Annotated in this window: 21 protein-coding genes; 7 read left to right on the plus strand and 14 right to left on the minus strand. The window is 68.3% G+C overall.

Annotation, left to right across the window (positions count from 1 at the left end; all coding sequences use genetic code 11):
* Positions 1-250: 250 nt before the first annotated feature.
* From GEV07_12690 to GEV07_12735, 10 genes are all read right to left on the minus strand, one after another.
* Positions 251-898, minus strand: coding sequence for a hypothetical protein (locus tag GEV07_12690; protein ID MQA03529.1), 648 nt, complete (start codon positions 896-898; stop codon positions 251-253).
* A gap of 58 nt (positions 899-956) precedes the next feature.
* Positions 957-1,613 (minus strand): hypothetical protein, encoded by a 657-nt coding sequence (locus GEV07_12695; protein ID MQA03530.1) that lies wholly within the window; start codon positions 1,611-1,613, stop codon positions 957-959.
* Between the two features lie 607 nt (positions 1,614-2,220).
* The gene (locus tag GEV07_12700; protein ID MQA03531.1) at positions 2,221-2,865 is read right to left on the minus strand and encodes a hypothetical protein; all 645 of its coding nucleotides are present in this window, start codon (positions 2,863-2,865) and stop codon (positions 2,221-2,223) included.
* A gap of 56 nt (positions 2,866-2,921) precedes the next feature.
* Entirely contained in the window at positions 2,922-4,502 is a 1,581-nt protein-coding gene (locus tag GEV07_12705) for an ATP/GTP-binding protein (GenBank protein ID MQA03532.1), read from the minus strand.
* An 18-nt stretch (positions 4,503-4,520) separates the two neighbouring features.
* Entirely contained in the window at positions 4,521-6,038 is a 1,518-nt protein-coding gene (locus GEV07_12710; GenBank protein ID MQA03533.1) for a hypothetical protein, read from the minus strand.
* Between the two features lie 2 nt (positions 6,039-6,040).
* Positions 6,041-7,177: a hypothetical protein gene (locus GEV07_12715; GenBank protein ID MQA03534.1), complete on the minus strand. Its 1,137-nt coding sequence runs from the start codon at positions 7,175-7,177 to the stop codon at positions 6,041-6,043.
* Between the two features lie 222 nt (positions 7,178-7,399).
* Positions 7,400-8,095, minus strand: coding sequence for a hypothetical protein (locus GEV07_12720; GenBank protein MQA03535.1), 696 nt, complete (start codon positions 8,093-8,095; stop codon positions 7,400-7,402).
* Positions 8,096-8,151: 56 nt separating this feature from the next.
* Positions 8,152-8,484, minus strand: coding sequence for a hypothetical protein (locus GEV07_12725; protein ID MQA03536.1), 333 nt, complete (start codon positions 8,482-8,484; stop codon positions 8,152-8,154).
* Between the two features lie 143 nt (positions 8,485-8,627).
* The gene (locus tag GEV07_12730) at positions 8,628-8,921 is read right to left on the minus strand and encodes a hypothetical protein (GenBank protein MQA03537.1); all 294 of its coding nucleotides are present in this window, start codon (positions 8,919-8,921) and stop codon (positions 8,628-8,630) included.
* Positions 8,918-9,613 (minus strand): hypothetical protein, encoded by a 696-nt coding sequence (locus GEV07_12735; GenBank protein ID MQA03538.1) that lies wholly within the window; start codon positions 9,611-9,613, stop codon positions 8,918-8,920. The genes GEV07_12730 and GEV07_12735 overlap by 4 nt, the downstream gene beginning before the upstream one ends.
* Positions 9,614-9,913: 300 nt before the next feature.
* Here GEV07_12735 and GEV07_12740 point away from each other — a divergent pair, with 300 nt between their 5' ends.
* The 3 genes from GEV07_12740 to GEV07_12750 are packed head-to-tail and all read left to right on the plus strand — an operon-like array spanning position 9,914 to position 13,896.
* Positions 9,914-11,527, plus strand: a complete 1,614-nt coding sequence (locus GEV07_12740; protein MQA03539.1) for a hypothetical protein — start codon at positions 9,914-9,916, stop codon at positions 11,525-11,527.
* On the plus strand, positions 11,524-12,138 hold the full coding sequence (locus GEV07_12745) for a hypothetical protein (protein MQA03540.1): 615 nt from the start codon (positions 11,524-11,526) through the stop codon (positions 12,136-12,138). The genes GEV07_12740 and GEV07_12745 overlap by 4 nt, the downstream gene beginning before the upstream one ends.
* An 18-nt stretch (positions 12,139-12,156) precedes the next feature.
* Positions 12,157-13,896 (plus strand): peptidoglycan DD-metalloendopeptidase family protein, encoded by a 1,740-nt coding sequence (locus tag GEV07_12750; protein MQA03541.1) that lies wholly within the window; start codon positions 12,157-12,159, stop codon positions 13,894-13,896.
* Between the two features lie 86 nt (positions 13,897-13,982).
* Here GEV07_12750 and GEV07_12755 read toward each other — a convergent pair whose 3' ends face one another.
* Positions 13,983-14,735: a hypothetical protein gene (locus tag GEV07_12755; protein ID MQA03542.1), complete on the minus strand. Its 753-nt coding sequence runs from the start codon at positions 14,733-14,735 to the stop codon at positions 13,983-13,985.
* Positions 14,736-14,857: 122 nt separating this feature from the next.
* Here GEV07_12755 and GEV07_12760 point away from each other — a divergent pair, with 122 nt between their 5' ends.
* The 3 genes from GEV07_12760 to GEV07_12770 all read left to right on the plus strand — a co-directional run bounded on the left by GEV07_12760 (position 14,858) and on the right by GEV07_12770 (position 18,426).
* Positions 14,858-16,723: a TraM recognition domain-containing protein gene (locus GEV07_12760; protein MQA03543.1), complete on the plus strand. Its 1,866-nt coding sequence runs from the start codon at positions 14,858-14,860 to the stop codon at positions 16,721-16,723.
* A 5-nt stretch (positions 16,724-16,728) separates the two neighbouring features.
* Positions 16,729-17,379, plus strand: coding sequence for a hypothetical protein (locus tag GEV07_12765; GenBank protein MQA03544.1), 651 nt, complete (start codon positions 16,729-16,731; stop codon positions 17,377-17,379).
* A 378-nt stretch (positions 17,380-17,757) separates the two neighbouring features.
* Positions 17,758-18,426: a hypothetical protein gene (locus GEV07_12770; protein ID MQA03545.1), complete on the plus strand. Its 669-nt coding sequence runs from the start codon at positions 17,758-17,760 to the stop codon at positions 18,424-18,426.
* 18 nt (positions 18,427-18,444) lie between these two features.
* Here GEV07_12770 and GEV07_12775 read toward each other — a convergent pair whose 3' ends face one another.
* Entirely contained in the window at positions 18,445-20,088 is a 1,644-nt protein-coding gene (locus tag GEV07_12775) for an alpha-D-glucose phosphate-specific phosphoglucomutase (protein MQA03546.1), read from the minus strand.
* A 97-nt stretch (positions 20,089-20,185) separates the two neighbouring features.
* Between GEV07_12775 and GEV07_12780 the strand changes: the two genes are divergently transcribed.
* Complete coding sequence (locus GEV07_12780) at positions 20,186-20,638, plus strand: cellulose synthase (GenBank protein ID MQA03547.1); 453 nt, start codon at positions 20,186-20,188, stop codon at positions 20,636-20,638.
* Positions 20,639-20,648: 10 nt separating this feature from the next.
* Here GEV07_12780 and GEV07_12785 read toward each other — a convergent pair whose 3' ends face one another.
* Positions 20,649-21,308 (minus strand): cobalt transporter, encoded by a 660-nt coding sequence (locus tag GEV07_12785; protein MQA03548.1) that lies wholly within the window; start codon positions 21,306-21,308, stop codon positions 20,649-20,651.
* Positions 21,305-21,649 (minus strand): metalloregulator ArsR/SmtB family transcription factor, encoded by a 345-nt coding sequence (locus GEV07_12790; protein ID MQA03549.1) that lies wholly within the window; start codon positions 21,647-21,649, stop codon positions 21,305-21,307. Before GEV07_12790 ends, GEV07_12785 begins: the two co-directional genes overlap by 4 nt.
* Between the last annotated feature and the right edge of the window lie 51 nt (positions 21,650-21,700).

Genomic DNA, 21,700 nt, shown 5'->3' on the forward strand with positions numbered 1-21,700 from the left:
TGCCAACCCCGATCCGGCGCTCCGGGCAGACCCAGCGGGGCCCAGTCGGGTACGGGGACGCCGCGCAACGCGTTCTGTGGATCGCCTACCATCGGCCGCGTCAGCGCGGTGACGGTCGGCTCCGGAGCACCGTGCCGGTCGCGGCCGTACCACAGGACGGCCAGCTGGAAGTCACCCTGAGGCCCCTCGGCCGTCAGCTGGACGTCACCTTCGGGGCCGCGAATGCCGGTGCGGCGTCGTCGACTCCACCTCATAGCTCATAGTTCAGCGGGTCGAGGAAACAACAGCCGCTGACGACCAACACCGGCAAGGCGGCTGCGACCTGAGCGGCGACGGCCTCTGCGGTGAGGCCGATCGGCTCCTCACCGGGTTCGAGATCCTCGTCCAGGCCCTGCGCCAGCTCCGCGCACGCGTCCCACAGGGACCTGCAGGTGAGCGCGTACGACCAGACGGCGTAGACATCCGCGTTCACCGTTACCAACGTCTGTCCGCCGATGCCCAGCTCGTAACCGGTCGGGTCCTCGGGGGAGTTGCCCATGCCCTGCACGAGCGGGAACAGCTGGTGGTCGCGGAAGACGTTCTCCGCGGACCCGTTCTCCGGGTCGTACTCGACGAACAGTCCGCGCTCGACCAAGCCGGCGACGACCGTGTCCGGGTCGTCGACGCCAGCGGCGTTCTCCTTGACCAGCTGGGCCAGGGTGGACCGGCTCATCTCGTGGTTCGCGTGCCGCTGCACGTCGACGAACGCGGCACCCCACACGGTCACCTCGTCGCGAGTGAGATCCGCGGCCACGGTGCCGAGGTGAATCTGCCAGAACTCCGACGGCCGCTCGGCCGGGTCACCGGGGCCGAAGTCCTGCCCCATGTTCAACCCGGCGGGTACGATCACGGTCGCCATCTCTTGTCCTTTCCCCGGTCCGGCCCGCCGATCCACACTGCTGCTCGACGGGCGGGACTTACCCCAGCTCGTAATTCAACGGATCGAGGAAGGCGGCGCCAGTGCTCACCAGCATGGGGATGGCGCTACCCACCTCGCGCACGAGTGTCTCCGCGTCGACGTCGATCGGAGTCTCGCCAGGCTCGACGTTCGTCGCGGCCTCGGCCATGTCCACGCACGCGTCCCACAGCGACGCGAAGGTCAACGAGTACGACCAGAGCTGATACGCGTTCGACGACACGGAAGCGATCGGCTGACCGGCGAACCCGATGCGGTACTGGGTCGGCTCGTCCGGCGTGCTGCCGAGCCCCTGCCCCTGCGGGAACAGCCGCAGCCCGCGGAACAGCTCCTCCAGCGGTCCCTCGAGCGGGTCGTACTCCACCAGCAGACCGCGCTCGACCAGACCGGTGACGACGGACGCCGGGTCGGCAAGCGGACCCCCGAGCCCGTTGTCCGTACGTAGGAACTCTTCCAGCGACTTGCGGTTCACCTGCAGCTCGGCGTGCCTGGGCGGATCGGTGAACGCGCCGGCCCAGGCGACGAACTCGTCGGTGGTCAGGTTCTGCGGGTCACCGCCGAAGTGCACCTCGTAGTGCAACGGCTCGCGGTCGGGCTCACCGTCGGGACCGAACTCCGGCCCCATGACGAACCCCACCGGCACGATCACCGTCGGCATACCACAGCCTCCGCATCACGGGCGTTCGCTGAACCGGCTGAACTCGCTTCGCCGCTAAAGTCGGCTCACTCTACGTCTTGTCGGCGCTACGTTACGTCTTGGGCTCACACTACCCGAGCTGGCTGACCGGCGGTTATGACAACCACATGCAGTTGCGCCCTACCCGGATACGTCAACGCGCACCTCGGCCACCCTGCCGGGATGTGGACCGGTCCCCACTTCGACCGCTGCCAGACCGCGTGCTCTGCCGGGGCTCCGGCCGAGCGCGGTCGTTGGTACGTGCCACCGGCCGGTCGTGCGCTGCGGCGCGGTGGCCGGCGCGTGCACTGCGCGCGTTCACGGCAACCACGTGCTGAGGCGTCGAGGAGCTCTGCAGACCGGCGACCACCGCCGACGACGACCGGCCGGAGCTCAGCGCCACGGCACTGCGTCCCGCCGACCCTCGGCCGTAGAGGTCACTGGTGGTTTGGCGATCCGCAGCCATGGTGGTTGTCCCCCTAGCGTCGGCGGTCCCGGTCAGGTACTAACGCGAGGATATCGGTTTCCCGGCCCGCACGGGATACTTGAAAGTAACTTGTCGGATTGCCCACAACACGTGTCCACCGGTCTACGCGGCTACCGGGTCGAGGAACGCGCACTCGGCACTGACCAACAGCGGGATGTTCACCGCGAGCTCACGCATGACGCTCTCCGCGTCGAGCTCCTCCATGTCCCCGCCAGGAGTGACGTACTGGTTCATCTCCTTGGCGAACTGCTGGCACGACTGCCACAGGTTCAGGTAGTACAACGAGTTCGACCACAGCGCATAGACGTCACCGTTCACGCCGATACGCGGCTCGCTGCCGACGGCGATGCGGTACATCAACGGGTCGTCGCCGCTGTTGCCCATGCCCACGCCGAGTGGGAACAGCCGGTGCTTGCGCGCGATCGTCTCCACGTCGCCCTCGACCGGATCGAACTCGATCAGCAGGCCGCGCTCGATCAGCTCATCGACGATCTTGCCCGGACGGCTGATCACGCCCTTGGTCGCCTTGCGCACGGTGTCGAGCAGCAGCTCGCGCGTACCTTCCAACTTGGCCTGGCGCTCCGGCTCCACCATCGCGGACGCCCACACCTTGACCTCGTCGGCGTTGAGTTGCTCGGCGTACCCGCCGACGCTCACGTGCCAGAACTCCGGACTGCTGCTGTGTTGGCCGTCGACCCGGAAGTACTCGCCCAGCATCATGCCCACGGGCACGATCACCTTCGGCATCGGCCTAACTCCCTCGCTCGTCGTCCACGGACACCTTCGTCTGTACGCGTGGCGGCCTACTTGGTCGCCGTCGGAAGGTACACGACGCCATCCTTGTCGGCACCGGGGTCCTGGTCCTTGCTCTCGATCGCGTTCGCCCATTTTCTGTTGGTGTCGTTGAGACTCAGCTCCGCGGGGGTGAGCACCATCTCGAACGGCATGCCGGCCTGCCCGCCGACCTTCACCAGGAACTTCCCTCGCCCCGGCGGCGCCGTCTCCCGACCGGTCTCCTGGTCGAGCGACGGCGGGGTGGACCACGAGACGATGAGCTGCTGCTCGCGCCGGGTCATCGGCACGATCTGGTTCAGCAACTGCATCTCGCGCCGCGGCAAGCCACCGCAGATGATCAGGCCGGCGCGCTCGACGAAGCCCTTCGCCTTGGCGACGTCCTCCTGGTCACGCAACGACTCGAGGTCGCTCATGGTGTGCGTCGTCATCGACTGGCCGACGCCGTACGTGCGGTTGAGTCGGGTCAGCTCGTCGATCCGGTCGACCAGACCGACACCGGCACGCAGGATTCGCCACAACTCGTCCAGCACCAGGTAGAAGTGGCGTGGCCGCTCACCCTTCGACACCGCCAACGCGTCGGCCGCCTCGACGGTGGCGAACGCCTCCGCCCAGCAGGCCAACAGCACCGAACCCTCGAGCAGCTGGTCCGATGCCGGGATGCTCGACAGGTCGACCGATGCCGGCCGGTCGAGCGGAAACCTGTTGCTCGTCTGCGCGTTGAAGGTCTTGCCGAGCGGACCGTGCACCAGCGAGAGCAGCGAACGCATCAACGGCTCGACGGAATGCGCGTACTTGGCGTCGTCCTCCGTCGACAACGTCATCAGCCGCAGCTCTTCCGGACCCTCCTGGATCAGCCGGCCGAGGTCTTCCAGGATCGGCGCGTCACCGTCCGAATGCTTGTGCTCGAGCAACTGTACGGCGGCATCGATGAAGTTCTCCTCATCACCGCTCACGCTGCCTCGCCTGGCGATGGCGATGAGCGCGGCCACCATGTTCGAGCGCCGCCCGCGCGCGTTCGCCGACAGCTCCTCGCGAGCCCGGCCGGTCAGGCTCTGCGACACCGTGCCCATCTCGCCGAGGTCGAGCGGGTTCAGCGTGCCCTGGCCGCGCCCGAGCCGCACGACGGAGCCACCGAGCGCCTCGATGATGTCGCTGTACTCACCCTTGGTGTCGCCGGGCACGATCCCTACCGTGCCGCGGAAGTTCAACCCGACGAGCAGGCGGCGTTGCACCGTCGACTTGCCCAGACCGGGCAGCGCCAGCGTGAACATCGACGGGTTCGCGATGAGCGAGGCGCGCTCGAACCAGGCGATGGGGTCCATGCACAACGTCGAGCCGGTGATCAGGTCGCGGCCGAGCGGCACGCCGATCATCGGTGTGCCTGCGCCGGCGATGAAGGGCCAGAGGCCGCACACCTGGCGGGTGGTAGCACGGTACTCCTGCGGCAGGTCGAGGTAGCTCATCTTCCCGCCACCGCGACCGTTGAGGCCCTTACGGGTGAGCTTGGTCGTCTCTTGTACGGCCAGCCCCTCACCAGTGGGCTCGGTCTCGGGAATGTCCCGCTCGTCCTTGCGCTTGCGACGCCCCATCGGTCTCCACCCCTGCGATCAGTCGTTCGGCAGCTTCAGCGCCACGTGCTCGGGCAGGATCACGCCGAGCGGCAGGGCCGCAAGGAACGCCGTGTCCTGGGAGCCGTACGCCCGCCGCAGTGCAATGCGCGACGGCGCGGAGAGGTTCTCCATCGCCGTGTCGGCCAACGCCAACCGGTCCGAGTCGTCTTCGCCGCCGTCATCGGCGACCGTGGCGGTCGCCACTATCCCGAACCGGGTGAGGCCGGCACCTTCCGCCTCCTCCTGCGCCGCACGCTGGGCCGACCGCAGCTCGGCACGCTTGCGGCTCTTGTCGCTACGCGCGGCGTCCACGCCCGCACCGGCGGCCCGGCTGTCGCTCTCCACCAGGCCGGCCGCCTCCGCCGGCGAGTGCGGGCGGTAGTAGATCGACACCCGCTTCCTGTTGATGGCCGGGTGCGGCCGCAACAGGTCGGAGAGCACGCTGGAGAAGACCTCACCGCGCGGGGCTTCACCCATCACCCAGCTGATCGAGCGGGCACCGTCGTGCCGGTAGTCGCGCCACGAGGCGTGGTGCATCGTCGGCCCGACCTTGTCCCAGGTGAGGCCGCTGCCCCCGTTGCCGCGGGCCTTGTCGATCAGCGGTGCGATCGCCGGCTCGAACGCCATCCGTACCGTCTCGGCCAGCTCCATCTGGGTCAGCGGACGTGCGACGCCGGCGCCGGTCGCCGCCAACCACTCGGTCAGCTGCGGCAGTCGCTGCGCCATCAGCACGCCCATCTCTTCAGGCGCCCTGGTCCGCTTGCCGAGGTTCGACGCCGCGTCGTAGCAGTACGCCACGAACGTACGAACCGTAGGCGACCCCGTCGGGTAGATCTGCTCGACCGAACCCATCACGCTGTTCGCGAACGGCGACGACGCGTGGTTGGTCCGCTGCGTCTCGATCTCCCTGCGGAGCCGCTCACCGGAGTCAGGCGCGGTCTCGACCACAACCTGGTAGCCGAGCAGCGAGGGCTCGTTGCCCATCCGGCGCATGTAGTCGCCCCAGTTCGCCACCCAGGTGTCGGTGTCCTGCTTGTCGACCAGGCTGCCGCCCTGGGCGTTGCACTGCACCACGGTGGTGTAGTGGTTGGCCTTCCGGAAGTGCAGCATCACGAACGGGCGCCCGAGGCCGTCCTGGCCCTCGTAGGCGTCGGTGTCCGAGGCGAGTCCGGGAAGTAGGAACTTGCCGCCGGGCACCCTGGAGAACGGGCCCGACTGGTAGATGTTCTGTCCGCGTGCCACTCCGACCATCCAACTCACTCGAGCGTTCAATCGTTCACCGAGGTGCCGGCCATAACGGTCCCGGATCGCCGTCGGTGCCAAGAGGACGAAGCCGATCGCCAACAGGATCCCGGCCGCCGTCATGTTCTGCGGCCCGACGACGGCGACGATGGCGAGGAGTAAGAAGAGACCCAGGGTGGGGCCGAGTCCCAGCTTGCCGAGGCCGGGCTTGTACGGACGCCGCCAGTTGCCGTACGTCCGCTCCTTGACCTCGGAGACCGTATCGGTGGACATCGCTAGAGCTCACCTCCCTGCCCGCTGCCGGACGGGCCGAGTTCCTCGCCGCCCGAGCTCATCTCCCGGTCCATCTCGTACTTCATCTGCTCACCAGCCTGCTGTGCGGTCCCCGCGATCGCTCCGACGGCCAGAGCAGCCCCTCCGGTCGCGGCTCCGGCAGCCGCCGTACCACCGGCCGCCGCCGTACCGCCACCGCCACCGCCGGCCGCGCCACCGACACCTCTACCGCCACTGCCGGTGGTCGGCGCGGTGGAGCCCATCTTCCCGCCACTCTCCGCCGGTGAGGCGCCTTGCGGTCCACCGCGTAGGCCGCCTTCCGCCTGGTAGCTCTGCCGGACATCACCGCCGCCTTGGCCACCGGTCGGCTGCGACCCCGACGGCTCGGCCTGATCACTCGGCCCGCTGTCCGGCATGCCGCCACCGCCGACCGCGGAACCGGCGAGCGCGACGCCGACAGGTGTCAGCAGCCGCAGCAGCGCCGGGAGCACGAATACCGCGCCGCCGATCAGCACCAAGCCGGACAGCGATGCCTTGATGTCCAGGTCTTCCCCGCCAATATCCTCGCTCTGGTTCATGAACAGTTTGAAGGCAACGGCGTAAATCGTTGCCGCGGCCGGCTTCATACAGATGAACGCCAGCATCCAGGCGATGTACTTGTTCAGCCACTTCCGCCCGGTCTCGGTGGTAGCCGCGGCCGCGGGCAAGATGATGGTGCCAGCGAGAACCACGAGGACCGCGCCTCGGAACATCATCAGGATCAACTGGATGATCATGGAGATGATCATCAGGCCACCGAAGAGGAGGAAGAGTAGTACCGACTCGGCAACCGTGACGACGTCCTTCCAGGCATCGCCATCGGCCATTCTCTCCCAGAGACTTTGGTCGCCGCTGGAGTACTTGGCCTCGTTCAGGATCCACTCGGTGTACCTGTCACCGATCCACAGCAACACATGCACGACCTGGATCACGAGCACGCTCGCGATCACCAGCGTAAGGAGTCCGCGCAGCACCTCTTTCAGGTTCTCGTGGTAGCCGCGGGAGAAGTTCCACATCATCCGGCCGCCGGCCACCGCGATCCCAATAGTGGCAACGATGAACGACAACCAGATCAGGTTGTCACTGGTCCAGCTCGCCACGTTGTCGAACGCGCCAGGCGCGTTGCCGTCACCCAGCGGGTTACCGGCACCGACACCAGGAGTGTCGACCCTGAGGAACCCCGAGTAGAGTTCCTGGATCAGGGACGCCATGGTCTCGGCCACCAGGACTGCGATCGCCCTGAAGATCGTGCCGACCGGATCCTGGAAGAATTGGACGACCACCTCGAGGACATCTGCTATGTCACCCAGTGGGCCCATTGGTCAATCCACCCCTCTGAGCTCGATAAACCCATCTATCGAGTTGATCCCCTGCCAACCGCCGCCATCACTGACGTGCTCGGCGGTGGCGACGGCCTTCCAACTGCCGTCGGCCCAGGTCAGCGTCGCTTGCCCCTTGGCGTACCCAGATCGACTGTCCCCCACTGCGACCTCGACGATGGCGTCGGACTTGCTGTAGGCAAGTATCCGGAAACCGGCGATCTGCGCCGGCGAGCGAACCGAGCCCTCCCCCGCGACCATGGCGCGGACCTCGTCCTTGAAGGCTCCCTCGGCGTACTGCTTGTCGACCACGCTGGTGTCCGGGGCCGCCAACCAGGTACGGAAGCCGATGTTCATCGTGGCCATCACCGCACCCATCGGGGTCCGCGCATAGCAACGGGTGACACCATTCTCGTCGTCCACCTCCAGTGGTCCAGCGGACTCAGATGCGGGAAGGGCCATGCCCTTCCAAAGCGTCCAGTTGATGTCGTCCGGCGCGGACTCGGGGAGCTTCTGCCTCTTGTCCTTGAGGTCACAGTCGTCAGTCTCCGTGCTCGACTCGCTCGGCATCTGTGTGGGCTGCGTAGTAGTGGTCGCCTGCGGAGTCGGCGACTGCGCTACCTCGCCGCCGCCATCGTCACTGAGCACGACGAAGACAGCACCGACGATGAGCAGCCCGACCAGCATCAGCGACGCCACCAGCGAGAACTGCTTGGGTGTGCGTTCGGTGCGGCCGGTCGACCGCTTTCTCGGACTCATGTGACCAAGACCTTCGCCAAGTAACTAGCACAAGTCACCAGAATGCAGCCGGCTGCGACCGACCCGAGCGCACGCACGATGCGTCTGCTCCCGTGCCCGACGATGTACACCCAGCAGAACAGCCCGCCGACCATCACGAAGGAGATACCTCCCGCCCAGGCGAGGATGTTGAGGATCCACTGCACGATGTTCCATGCCACGCAGTCGAAGTTGGCCTCGTCGGAGGTAGGGCTGCTCCCGGCGCTCTGGCAGTCGGGGCCACCGATCAGCACCGATGCAAGCGGCAACACCACCAGCCCCGCCAGGCGGACTGCCTGGGAGCTGGCCACACGCGTCACCCATGTCAGCGCGGATGTTCGGAACACCCAATCCTCCAACCCGATCGACGTTCGTCGACTGAGTTACGTGTTGGCAGCATCTGCTGGGCCGTGCGTCTCGCGAGCTGACGGACGGCCGGTCGAGAGCTGGCCGACTACTCCTCGTCGGAGATGTCTGTGCCGGTCAAGGTGCCCGCGATCGCGGCGCCCACGGTGATCAGCAAACAGCCCGCTGAGACGCCGGCGAGCGCACGGACTGCCCGAGACGATCCGTGCCCACCGAAGTACGCGTAACAGAACACGCCCCCGACGACCACGAATGCGATTCCGGCGCCCCACGCGAGGACCTGTGTCAGCCAGCTGAACAGCGTGCCGACCTTGTCCCCTACCTCGTCAGGCAGCGGGTCCGCGGACAGCAGCCTGATGACAAGCGGAAGGACCATCTTCATGCCGAACTCCTCCCAGAGTTCCAATTCGCATCCTGTGTACTGTTCTCGGCTGGGCCGGCAGTCTCTTCTGCCGCGGACAACCGGCTCAGCTCGGTGAGATGTTCTCGTAGCCCGGTAAGTTCCTTCGGCGGCCGTTCCGGTTGTTCACCGAACCGCCACTCCTCCACCCACGGGATGTGCCAGACCCTCGGCACCGACCCGGCAAGCGTCCTGGCCTGGTTCCGCAACGGCGGCGGGAGCTTACCCGGTGCGTCCGCCATGAGCACCAGCCCGGCCAGATCGAAGCCGGGCGGGGTGAGTCGCCAGAACCACTCCCTGATGGCGTCCTGTGCGGCACGCAGCCCGTGCTGGTCGGTGCGCGCAACGAGCAACAGCGGTCGCGCCTTGACCCCGGCGGGGACCACCGGCCAGTGCTGCGAGACGTCGTAGCCACCGGCCGCCATGCCCGACACCAGCCGAGTCACGCCCGCCCCGCCGTGCACGCCGACCGCCCACCATGCGACGTCGACGGCCAGCCGCCGCGGGCACCGCCACCAGCCGAGGCGACGGGTGGGAGTTGGGATCCCGCCGGCTTCCGCGTCGAGGTGCGGTCGCTGCCACGGCGGGGTAACCGGCGTAGCAGGAACCGCTGCTGATTCACCCTCGTCCGGTGCCGCACGGGGAGGCACCCACGGATTGGCATCCGCGCTCATCGCCATCCCTCCCGGTATGACCACCTGAGTTCTCGCACCCACGGCAGACGGGTGGTCACGATCCGGCATCTGCCGTACCGACAGCATCGTACTTGCGACGCCCCCCACACGGGGCTGGTCACGCTATCCTTTCGGCTGGACCCACCGAGTAGTCACCTGGTAGTGCGGTTCTCCACCCGGTGGAGAATCAGCCGTGCCGGTAGACGGCCGCTCCCGACAACCGGTTCCAGCAAACATCGGGGTGGTCGTAGCCGGTTCCGGCCGATCCGCTGTGGCCACCACGTACCTGCGAGGAGAGCATTGCCCGCCGACCAGATCGACCCAAGCTCGGTGCCCGACTGGCCGCATCCCGTGGTCAGCGTCGGAGCGGACGGCATTCACGTGGACGGGCAGCCGATCGTCATGCCGCCGGGCGTCGACCTCGCCAGCGGAGATGCGAGGCAGCTCGCGCTGCAGGCGGTGGCGTCGAGATATGCCGAGCTCAACCGGCCGATCAAGGTCCGCGCCCGGGAGGCCGACGGCACCGCGTGGGACTTGGTCCTGGCGCCCGACGGCAGCGTCGTCCCGATCGGGGACTCGCCGGTGGAGTTCCCCGGCGGGAAACCGACGCGCAAGAAGAAGCGCGGCGGCCCACCGCGCGGCCAGGAGAACGACTCCGGCGGCCCGAAGGACAAGAAGCGCGGCCTGGTCGCAGTTGCGGTCTTCGCCGCCGTCGTGCTGCTGCTCGGCGTGGGTGTTTTCGCCCTGCGCAGCGGCGACGGTGGCCCGGTCAGGCCAAAACGGACACCGCCGACCACACCGCCGGCCGCGAACCTCCCGGTCGACCCGCCACCGAGGTACGGCGCACGGGCCAGCTGGGCGATCGAGGCGCCGCGCAACGACGAGGAGATCACCGGGTTGCCCGGCGACCTGGTGGCGATGATCAGCGACCAGAAGGTCCTCGAGGTGCGCGACGTGCATACGGGGGTCATGCAGTGGCAGCAGGACCTCCCCGGCGGCGCGAACGGGAAGCTGCACGTCACGGAGATCGACGGCGACCCGGTGTTGGCGGTGGACGGGTCCGGCGGCCTGTTCTACTGGGAGCTCGACGACAAGGAGCACAGGTCCAAGAAGCTCCTCTACCCGGAGACCGGCGACGTCGACGTCTCGTTCGTGGGCAAGTCGCCCCTGCTGTTGTTGCCCAACCAGACGGCCGGCTACTTCTGGAAGGGCAAAGCCAGGATCGTCGACGTCCCGCTGGGCGCCACCGCGATCGCGGCGCAGGGCGCGTACCTGCTCGCCGTCGACAAGGCGGGCCGGATGTGGCAGCTGCGCGACAGCGACGACGTGCTGCCCGAACCGACCAACCTTCCGGTACCGGTGAAGGGCGCGGAGCTCCTGCGCGCGGCGGTGCTCTCCAACGGCATGTTCCTGACCGCCTGGCTGAACGGCGGCAAACACTTGGTCGTGCTGTACGAGGCACCCGGCGGGGACGAACGCGGCCGCAGAGAGATGGTCGATGAACGGTTGGAGAAATCCAGCTCGATCGGACCGGAGGAAAGCGACCCGCTCCTCCAGGCGACCGACGACGCCAGCGTTGCCGCGGTGGGCAACATGGTCGTGTTCCCGAAGCTGCCGGTCGCGTACACGATCGACGACCTGGAAGTCATGATGATGAGCCAGGGCCGCCTCTACGCCCGCGTCGACGGTGGGTATCAGGAGCTGACCCCGTACCACCGCGCCGAGGTCGACGCCCGGGAGAGCGTGCCGCTCCTCGTCATCGACGACGTCGCGCTGCTGGCTACCGACAAACTCGACCGGACGTTGCTCTACGCCCTTCACCGGTCGGACGGGCGCTCGCCCTCCCCGTCTGAGGACTCCGAACCAGAACCGAACGACAGCGGTACTTCCAGCACACCGGAATCGACCCCATGACGACATCGGTTCGCGGCATCGCTGCTGCCGTCCTGGTAACGGCATTCGTCACGGGGACCACAGGCTGCGGGATCTTCGGTGACGGCCAGGAGGGCAACACCCCTCATCCCAGCATACGCAAGTCGGGTCCTACCGAGTCGGTCTCGAACCGGCCGGACAAGGAACCGGGCGCATACAGCACCCCGGACCCCGACGACGTCGACTTCACCGAGCCGAAGGCGGTGTGCGACGCCTTCACCGACTCGCTGTTCAGCGGCGACCCGGTGCACGAAGGACAGACGCAGCCGATCGCGCGCGCCGCCGAGTACGTGACGCCGGACTACGAGAAACCGTTTCTCAGCAATGCCCCGCGACTCGCGCACTGGGAGGACTGGGACGACGCCGGCGCCACCCAGCTGCGCCGGATACGTCTACCCAGCGTAGTGGACGACGCCCCCAAAGATAAGCAAACGCGCAAATATCGGGCAGCCGCCAGGCGGGTCATCCCGTCCGATTCCGAAGGAAACCCCGTCGGGCAGACCATCACGTTCCGGGTTTACTGCACACTCGATGATGTCGACGGGAACTGGTTGGTCTACGACCACAGTCAAGAAGAGATCGACGTGCCTTAACGGGAGGAACGGGCAGGGATGGCCTCGAAGAGCCTGATGTTCATGTTCGGCGTCGCCGGCGTCTGCGCCTTCCCGTTCGTGCTGATGTTCGCCGTCCTCTTCCTGGCCCCGCTCGGCATGGGCGGCATGGCCGTGGCGGCCACCTGTGACGAGGTCTCCCAGTCCAACCCACTACCGCCCGGCGGCGCGGAGGGCACCGTGCAGCCGGTCGACGACATCAGGGTCAGCAGCGGCTTCGGCGAGCGGTGGGGCACGTTCCACCACGGCACCGACTACCCGAGCGGCGGGTACGGCGCACCGATCTACGCCTACGCCGACGGCGTCGTCTCCAGGGTCAAGGCGAACCCCGGCGGGTACGGACACTACATCGTCATCGACCACAACATCGACGGCAAGAAGTTCAGCACCCTCTACGCGCACAGTTTCGCCAGCCAGATCGAGGTAACGGAAGGCGACAACGTGAAGGCCGGCCAGGGCATCGCTCGGATCGGGTACGACGGCGACATCCGTCCCCCCGACGTCAGCGGCTCGCACCTGCACTTCGAGTACCACCCGGGCGGCTACGGCGGCCTGGACAGTGCGGTCGACGCGCACCCGTACGTCAAGGCCGCCAAGCCAGTGAGCGAGGCGAACAACCAGAACGCCGCGGCGATGCGGGCGGCGTTCGAGCGGCCCAGCGATCCGGGCGACGGCGGCGACGACACCGATGTCGGCGGCATCCCACTGCCGAAGCCGGACGGCCCGGGAATCGACCACATCTCGAAGGCCGGTCCGATCCCGGAGAACTACCTGGCCGCGTACAAGAAGGCCGGCCAGGACTACAACCTGCCTTGGCAGCTGCTCGCCGGCATCGGCTGGGTGGAGACCCAGCACGGCCAGCTGGACGCGGAGGGCGTCAAGTCGGGCTACAACGACGCCGCGTTCCCCGACGAACCGGAGGGGTGTTGCGCCGGCCCGATGCAGTTCAACGCCAACCCCAACTTCAGGGACAACGCGCCCGGCCAGACGACCTGGGACGCGTACAAGACCGACGGCAACGGCGACGGCGTGATGAACGTCTACGACATCCAGGACGCTGCGCCGTCCGCGGCGAAGAAGCTCGTCGCCGACGGCGTGAAGGGTGGCAGCGAGCAGGCCGTGCGCAGCGCCATCCTCCGCTACAACAACCCGGACACCTACGTGAACAGCGTGCTCGAGTCCGCCTGGGTGTACGCCGACGGCGAGGTGCCGACCATCCCCGGCGAGGACCAGGGACAGTGCCAGCCCGGCGGAGGCTCGTTGGTCGGTGGCGGCGACACCAGCCCGGGCAAGAAGGGCAACACGGACGTGAAGACCGACTGGCCCGCGGAGTCGGCTACCAGACCCGACCCCTACACCGACGGCGCGAAGATCACGCCGCGGATGGCGAACCTACTGAACAGAATGAACCAATCGGGTTCCAGACCCTCGTCAGAACATTGCCATCGAGATCCGTCAGAAGACAGCGTGGGCGACCATTCCAGCGGCGTGGCGTGTGACTTCATGTATACGCCGGCGAACACGCAACACAACAAGGATGCCGGCTGGGCGATGGCCAACTGGCTGGTCGCCAACCAGAAGACGCTCGGGGTCGAGTACGTCATCTGGCAGGGCAAGAAATGGTCGTCGACCAACCAGCCGGACCGCTGGCGGCCGTACGAGTCGAGGCATTACAGCTGCCCGGACCCGAGCAATATCACCGGCTGCCACTACGACCACGTACACGTGACGGTGTTCTGAGCAACCGCAGAACGCCGTAACAGAACGCCGCCCACCACGCTCTCGCACCGTGGTGGGCGGTCCTGTGTCTGGGCCCGTGGTCCGCGCTAGCGCGCGTGGCTGTGGGAGTTGTGACGCTCGCCGCGGTCGCGGTCCTCCCTGACCCGGCGGTCCGCCTGGTCCCGTTGCCTGGTCTGCTGGCCGCCATCGCGGCCGTCCATCTGCTGCCGCCCGCGTTGCTGCGCGGCATCGATCTTCCCCTGCAGGTCCCCGCGCGTCTGCGCGCGGGCCTGCATCTCGTTCTGCACCTTTGTGTCGGACCCCATGCCGTTGGCCTGGCGACCCCTGAGCTCGTTGAGGTTCTCTGTAGCGATCTGCTGGTTGGACTTCTCCGGGTCGGCCGTGGCAGCCGCCATCCGTTCCTCGAGCCGGTTGCTCTGCCGGTTGACGCTGTGCTCCTGGTCCGCCACCATGCCGTTGATCCCGAGCCGCTGCGGGTTCGACGGATGCGAGACGTCGTTCGTGTCGCGACCGGGCTGCTCGGTGCGCTGCTCGTCGGCCACCAGCCGTTCGCTGCGCCCCTGCTGTCCGTCCCGGCGCTGCTGGTCGTCACCGTGCTGCTCGCGCAGCCGTTCCATCCGCTGGTCGATGTCCTGGCTGCGAGCGGTCTCCCGCCCGTCGCGCGCGTACTGGCCGCTCCTGTCCAGGCCGAGTTCGGCGGTGGTCTCGGGACTGCGGCCGATCGGCTGGGTCACGTCGGGGTTCGAGTGGTCCGTGGCGCGTTCGTCGCGGTACTGGCCGCGGCGATCCCTGCCGCCGGGCTCGTAGCCGGCGTCCGGTGCCGCGAAATCTTCGGACATCTCGCCCCCTCGGCTCAACTACTCCCGGTGAAGCGGCCACCGGTCATCGCTTTGCAGGTAGCGTACGTCATTGGACCCGTGCGTGGCAGCCGTCGCTGCGTGGCCGGCGAGAGGGAGGACAGATGAAGGCCGCTGGCAAGAGTGACGCCGGACCCATAGCCGTCCTTATCGCCATCGCGTCGGCAGCGACGCTGGCGTTCACCATCGGCACCGCAATCACGGTCGCCGACTGGTGGAACGGCGCAGAATGGGAGTTCCACAACCCGTTCGCCGCGATCATCGAGCTGATCAACGGCGAACTCGAGTGGACCGCTATGACGACGTTCGTGCTGCTCCTCGAGTGGGTGCTGCTCGGTGCGCTCGGCGGTGGCGTATTCGTCCTCATAAAGACCTTCCGCAAGGGCGTGGACAAGACCGAGTGGGACGACGCGTCCCGCCGGATGGGGTCGCGCCGCGACGAGCGCGCCACTCTGCTGGCCGCCGAGCAGATGAGCGCCAGGCTGAACGTCGGCACGGCGGAGCCCGGCGTCCTCTGCGGCCGTAGCGTCCGTACCAGTCAGCTCGTCTACGCGCCGTGGGAGTTCCTGCACCTCGACATCTGGGGCATCGGCCGCGGTAAGACGACGTCCCGTGTAGTGCCCGCGATCCTGCGCGCGCCGGGCGCAGTGGTCTCCACCTCCAACAAACCGGAGGTGATGGTGAAGACCCGCAAGCCGCGCGAGCAGGTAGGTGACTGCTGGGTGTTCGACCCGCAGGACATCGCCGGCGAGAAGCCGAGCTGGTGGTGGAACCCGCTCAAGCACCTGCACAACCTCACCAAGGCGGAAGAGCTCGGCGAGACGCTCGCCGACGCGAAGGTCGAGGACAAGCAGCAGGCACGCGAGGACTCGTTCTTCGACCCGAAGGCGAAGAAGCTGCTCTCGCTCGCGCTGTACGCGGCGGCCATCGACCAACGCCCGATCACGGACATCTACCTCTGGCTCACCGACCCGCGCGACACCACGATGGAGGACATCTTCCGGCACCACGGCATGGACGGCCTGACCGGTGCCGCGCTCGGTGCGTTGCGGCGACTGCCGGACAAGACCCGCGACAGCATCTACGCCAGTGCCGAGCTCTACGTCGACTTCCTGCTGAACGACCAGATCGTGCAGTGGATCACCCCGGGCGAGGGCAAGCGCGAGTTCAGCCCGGAGCACTTCGTCCGCAGCCGCGACACGCTGTACCTCATCTCCCGCAAGGGACAGGGCTCCGCCGCAGCGCTCACCACCGCGCTCACCGCCGTCACCATGCGGCTGGCCGAGGACTACGCGTCCAGCCTCTCCAGCGGCCGGCTCAACCCGCCGATGATGGCGGTGCTCGACGAGGTGGCGAACGTCTGCCGGTGGCGGCAGCTGCCGGAGATGTACAGCCACTACCGGTCCCGCGGCATCGTGCTGATGACGTTCCTGCAGTCGTGGTCGCAGGGCGTGCAGCTGTGGGGACCTGAGGGCATGAAGGTCCTCTGGGACGCGGCAACCTGCAAGGTCTACGGCGGCGGCAGCGGCGAGGGCGAGTTCCTCAAGCTGATCTCCGACACCGTCGGCGAGTGGGAGATGCCGGTACACACGTCGAACACCGACGCGCAGAGCATGTGGCTGAAGTCCGGCTGGCAGGACAGCACCCGGGCGAAGGCGATCCTGCCGGTGGCCGAACTGGCGGCACTGCCCGAGGGGCGGCTGGTCGCGATGCTCGCCGGCGTACGACCGTTGATGCTGAACGCGGAGTACTACTTCAAGACCGATGACGCGGCCATCGTCTCGGAATCCGAGCGCAAGTACGGCAAGCAGGAACAGCAGCGCCAGGACGCCATGAACATGCAGCACATGAACCAGCCGGTAGAGCCGGTGCCGCCGATCGGGCAGCAACCGGAGCAACAACTCCCGGCCGGCAACCAGGGTGACCCGAACGCCGGCCTGGCCGCCTGGCTGAACGTCCGTAGGAACTGAGGCCCGTGTCCACTCCCGACGAGCCGTCCCAGAACGGCAGCGACCCGACCGCCGTGCCGACCGAGGCCGAAGCCAACGCGCTCGAGGCCGCCCAGACGTCGCTGGGCGAGCTGACCACGTTGATGACCGACGTGAAGACGTACGCGGACGCGCGGTACGACGCGATGGGCGACCAACTGGCCGAGCTGGCCGCCCGCGTCGACGGACTCGAGAACGGCCAAGGCGGCGGCGACAGCGGGGGTGGCGGCGACGGCGGCCTCGACCCGGCAAAGTTCCAGCCGTGGTCGGCGCGGGCCACCGCGCAGGACTGGTACGAGCTGATCAACTGGGTCGACTGGATGCAGCAGGCGTACAGCCTCTCCGGCCAGACCTACGACCCGGTGCCGCCGTGCTGGCCGGCACACCAGAACGTGGTGGAGGAGCTCGCCGCCCTGCAGGCGTCCTGGAAGGCGGCGATGGTCGACGACGTGGACGGGGCAGGAGCCAGCGACGCCTCGCTGTACTGGCACGACCGCTGGCTCTACCCGACCAGGGAGCGGTTGTCGAACTGCTTCCTCGAGCGTTGCCGGATCGGTCAACACGAGCTGCCCAAGCCACCGCTTCGCACCAAGCCAGATTACCTGCCGGCGGGCGTACTGCCGGACGCGGAGGCGTAGCAGCCCACACAGTGACGCCACCGCGACCACCCAGTCGCAATGCGCAGTGTGAGCTACACCGCGCCGTCCCCCGCAACCGAAGCGGTCGTACCGCCGTCTACCCCACCAGTACGTAGGCACTGCCCTCTGGTGGGCGTGGCGGAGGAAGGACTGCGATGGCAGCGCACAGGAAGAACCAGGGCACGGTTACCGGGGCAAGCACGAGCGCAGGCGGCAGCCGGGCACGCCGCATGAGGTGACGCCGCGCACCAAGGGCTGGGTGGGCAAGCGCCGGATGACCACCGTCAAGGTGGCAGCCGGGGAAGCCAGCTACCCGACGGCCGCATGACCCGTACACTCTCCGAGGCCGGACATTCACGACGACCCGAGGTGCTTGTCATGCCGGAGGATCCAAGGAACGTCTACGACCGCGTGCAAGCCGTCGTCGACAGCGACGGTCGACTACCGGTACCCATGTACGTCGTCATGCCCCAGTTCCCCTACGAGGGCGAGCTGCACGTCAAGCCGCTGCTCGAACCGACCGTCCCCGAGCCGCCGCGGCGCGGCGACCACGGCCCAGCCGAGTGCCCGCGGTGTATGGCCGTCGAGCAGGGCGCGATCTGGATGGACGACAACTGGGTGCTCGCCATCGAGCCACAGGCCTCGGGGCTGCCGGCCGCGGTGATGATCCAGCCGAAGGCACACGTCGACCTCGGCCAGCTCGACGACGACATGGCCGGCCAGCTCGGCCGCATCGTCGTCCACCTGGAACGCGCGATGCAGGCACTCGACGGCATCGCCCGCGTGCACGTCGCCCGGTGGGGTGACACGGACGCACACCTGAACGTGTTCTGCTACGCGCGGCCGGAGGGCTACGGCCAGCTGCGCGGCACCTGCCTGTCGCTGTGGGAGGACATCCTGCCGCCGACACCGCAGGACCTCTGGCTGGGCAACCACAAGGCGATCGCGGACGCGTTCGCCGCGTCGTACGGCAGCGGCGAGGTGCTGATCGAGTTCGAGATGCATACCGAGACCGAGGACCTCGGCACCCGCCTGCAAGGCCACTGACGCGCAGCCACGCAGCCGTCAGCCGGACAGGGCGGCGCTCACCACTGCTCGGGCTTCCTCCCGCACCTGGGTCAGGTGCTCCGCGCCGCGGAACGACTCGGCGTAGATCTTGTAGACGTCCTCGGTGCCGGACGGTCGCGCAGCGAACCAGGCGTTGTCGGTGGTGACCTTCAGCCCGCCGAGTGCGGCACCGTTGCCCGGCGCGGCGGTGAGCTTGCCGGTGATCGGCTCGCCGGCCAGCTCGGTCGCGGTCACCTGGTCGGCGGTCAGCTTGCCGAGGATCGCTTTCTCCTCCCGGCTCGCCGCGGCGTCCACCCGCGCGTACGCCGGCGCGCCGAACCGCTCGGTGAGCTTCGCGTAGCGTGCGCTCGGGCTCTCACCGGTGACGGCCGTCAGCTCGCTGGCGAGCAGGCACAGCACGATGCCGTCCTTGTCCGTCGTCCAGACGGAGCCGTCGCGGCGGAGGAACGACGCGCCTGCGCTCTCCTCGCCGCCGAAGCCGAGCGAGCCGTCGAGCAGGCCGTCGACGAACCACTTGAACCCGACGGGCACCTCGTACAGCTGCCGGCCGAGGTCGGCGGCCACCCGGTCGATCATCGCCGACGACACCAGCGTCTTGCCCACCGCTGTGGTCGCCGGCCAGCCGTCGCGCACGCGGTAGAGGTAGTCGATGGCAGCGGCGAGGAAGTGGTTCGGGTTCAGCAGCCCGGCGTCCGGGGTGACGATGCCGTGTCGGTCGGCGTCGGCGTCGTTGCCGGTGGCGATCGCGTAGCTGTCGCGCTGGGCGATCAGCGACGCCATGGCGGACGGCGACGAGCAGTCCATCCGGATCTTGCCGTCCCAGTCGAGCGTCATGAACCGCCACGTCGGGTCGACCGACGGGTTCACCACCGTCAGGTCGAGCCCGTACCGCTCGCCGATGGCGCCCCAGTACGCGACGCTCGCACCGCCGAGGGGGTCAGCGCCGATGCGGACGCCCGCCGCTCGTACGGCCGCCAGGTCGACGACCGACTCGAGGTCGCCGACGTACGCGTCGAGGAAGTCGTAACCGGCGGTGGTGTCGGCCGCCCGCGCGCGTGCGAGCGGTATCCGCCGCACGCCGGCGAGGCCGTCGGCGAGCAGCTCGTTCGCCCGCTCCTCGATCCGTTTGGTGACGGCCGTGTCGGCCGGACCGCCGTTGGGCGGGTTGTACTTGAAGCCGCCGTCGCGCGGCGGATTGTGCGACGGCGTGACGACCACACCGTCGGCGAGACCGGTCGTACGACCGCGGTTGTGGGCGAGCACGGCGTGCGAGAGCGCAGGCGTCGGCGTATAGCCGTCCCGCGCGTCGACGAGCACCGTGACGCCGTTGGCGGCGAACACCTCGAGCGCGGTCGCCCAGGCCGGTTCGCTCAGCGCGTGGGTGTCGCGGGCGAGGAACAGCGGACCGTCGGTGCCCTGACCGGCGCGGTAATCGCTGATCGCCTGGCTGGTCGCCGCGATGTGGTCGTCGTTGAACGCGAGGTCGAACGCCGAACCGCGGTGCCCGGAGGTGCCGAACGCCACCCGCTGCTCCGGTACGGCAGGGTCGGGATGTTCGGCGTAGTACGCGGTGACCAAGCGCGCCACGTCGACGAGATCCGCCGGTGTCGCCGGCTGTCCTGCACGGTTCTGCTCTGCCATGCCGCTACGGTAACGGGTACCCGGCAGTGCAGATCAGGGACGACCTCAGGGGCGACCCCGGCGCACCACCGTAGCCGACGTGCGAGGATTGAACGCCATGGACAACTACGGCGAAGTCTTGTGGCTCCCGGTTTGTGCGGGTCTCACCGGGATCGGGGTGCTGCTCAGCATCCTGGTCTGGCGGCGACGCGGGGCCGCGTCCGGCTTACGCCTGATCTCGTGGTCGCTGCTGCCCATCGGGCTCTACCTGATGGGGCTGCTCAGCATCGTGGTGCCGTTCGGAGTCGACCTGATCAGCTGGGTCACCCGGGCGGCGTTCTCCCTCACCGCGTGGATCGGCGTCGCAGTGATCGGTCTCGCCGTCGTGTTGTGGGTGATCTCCGGGGTGATGCTCGGCCGCCGCAGGGTCGCCGCCGGCGAGGACGGCAAGGCCGTCGAGTCCGGCGAGGCCGCGGACACCAAGCAGGTGGCCGCGAGCGACCAACCGGCCGAGGAGGACGAAGGTATCGGCGACATCGAGGAGATCCTGCGCCGCCGCGGCATCGAGTAGCCGTACGCAGTTACGCGCAGGCGCATCCGTCGCCGCAACCGCAGTCGTCGTGCCCGTGCAGTGCGGCGACCGGCGAGCAGCACGCGTCGCCACGCCAGGCGTCCCTGCCTTCCTTCACCGCGACCCCGGCGATGACCAACGCCGCCACCGGGTCCGCCCACCACCAGCCGAGCTGTGCGTTCGCCAACAGCCCGACCAGCAGCACGGCCGACAGGTAGGTGCACAGCAGCGTCTGCCTGGAGTCGGCGACCACGCTCGCGGAGCCCAACTGGCGCCCGGTGCGGCGTTCCAGCCAACTCAGCAGCGGCATCACGAGCAAGCTGACGGCCGCGAGGCCGATGCCGACCGGGCTGTGCTCGGGTGCCTGCTGCACCCACAGCGCGCGTACCGCGTCGACGGCGACGTACGCGGCGAGCGCGAAGAAGGCGATGGCGACGATCCGCAGGGCGCGCTTCTCCCTGGCCGCCGGGTCGCGGCCGGCGAACTGCCAGCCGACGGCGGCCGCGGAGAGCACCTCGACGGTGGAGTCCAGCCCGAAGCCGATCAGCGCCGCGGACGACGCGACCGTACCTGCGGCGATCGCGACGATCGCCTCGAGCACGTTGTACGTGATCGTGGCCGCGACGATCAGCCGCACCCTGCGCTGCAGTACCGCGGTGCGGACGGTCATCCGGCCACCGCAGGTACGGTCGCGTCGTCGTCGACGCACGGCTGCTCCGGGCGGACGGCGAGCACGACGTCGCACAGCTCGGCCAGGCCGCGGGCCAGGTGCGGGTCGGCCAGCTCGTAGCGCACCTGCCGCCCCTCGGCCACCGCGACGACCAACCCGCACCCCCGCAGGCAGGCCAGGTGGTTCGACACGTTCGACCTGGTCAAACCCAGCTCGCTGGCGAGCTGGCTGGGGTAGCCGGGGCCGTCGAGCAGGGCAAGCAGCAGCCGGCACCTGGTCGGGTCGGCCAGCGCCCGGCCCAGCCTGGTCAGCGCGTCCATCCGCGTCGCTCGCGTCAGCATGCACTGAACTATACAGCACACGCTGAATCGTCGACCCTGCCGTTCAGGCTT

The organism is Streptosporangiales bacterium, assembly GCA_009379825.1.
GTDB lineage: Bacteria > Actinomycetota > Actinomycetes > Streptosporangiales > WHST01 > WHST01.

Coding starts and splice junctions, on each gene's coding strand:
- GEV07_12690 (MQA03529.1), bottom strand. CDS start 898: ATGGCGACCGTGATCGTACCCGCCGGGTTGAACATGGGGCAGGACTTC.
- GEV07_12695 (MQA03530.1), bottom strand. CDS start 1,613: ATGCCGACGGTGATCGTGCCGGTGGGGTTCGTCATGGGGCCGGAGTTC.
- GEV07_12700 (MQA03531.1), bottom strand. CDS start 2,865: ATGCCGAAGGTGATCGTGCCCGTGGGCATGATGCTGGGCGAGTACTTC.
- GEV07_12705 (MQA03532.1), bottom strand. CDS start 4,502: ATGGGGCGTCGCAAGCGCAAGGACGAGCGGGACATTCCCGAGACCGAG.
- GEV07_12710 (MQA03533.1), bottom strand. CDS start 6,038: ATGTCCACCGATACGGTCTCCGAGGTCAAGGAGCGGACGTACGGCAAC.
- GEV07_12730 (MQA03537.1), bottom strand. CDS start 8,921: ATGAAGATGGTCCTTCCGCTTGTCATCAGGCTGCTGTCCGCGGACCCG.
- GEV07_12735 (MQA03538.1), bottom strand. CDS start 9,613: ATGAGCGCGGATGCCAATCCGTGGGTGCCTCCCCGTGCGGCACCGGAC.
- GEV07_12745 (MQA03540.1), top strand. CDS start 11,524: ATGACGACATCGGTTCGCGGCATCGCTGCTGCCGTCCTGGTAACGGCA.
- GEV07_12750 (MQA03541.1), top strand. CDS start 12,157: ATGGCCTCGAAGAGCCTGATGTTCATGTTCGGCGTCGCCGGCGTCTGC.
- GEV07_12755 (MQA03542.1), bottom strand. CDS start 14,735: ATGTCCGAAGATTTCGCGGCACCGGACGCCGGCTACGAGCCCGGCGGC.
- GEV07_12760 (MQA03543.1), top strand. CDS start 14,858: ATGAAGGCCGCTGGCAAGAGTGACGCCGGACCCATAGCCGTCCTTATC.
- GEV07_12770 (MQA03545.1), top strand. CDS start 17,758: ATGCCGGAGGATCCAAGGAACGTCTACGACCGCGTGCAAGCCGTCGTC.
- GEV07_12775 (MQA03546.1), bottom strand. CDS start 20,088: ATGGCAGAGCAGAACCGTGCAGGACAGCCGGCGACACCGGCGGATCTC.
- GEV07_12780 (MQA03547.1), top strand. CDS start 20,186: ATGGACAACTACGGCGAAGTCTTGTGGCTCCCGGTTTGTGCGGGTCTC.
- GEV07_12785 (MQA03548.1), bottom strand. CDS start 21,308: ATGACCGTCCGCACCGCGGTACTGCAGCGCAGGGTGCGGCTGATCGTC.
- GEV07_12790 (MQA03549.1), bottom strand. CDS start 21,649: ATGCTGACGCGAGCGACGCGGATGGACGCGCTGACCAGGCTGGGCCGG.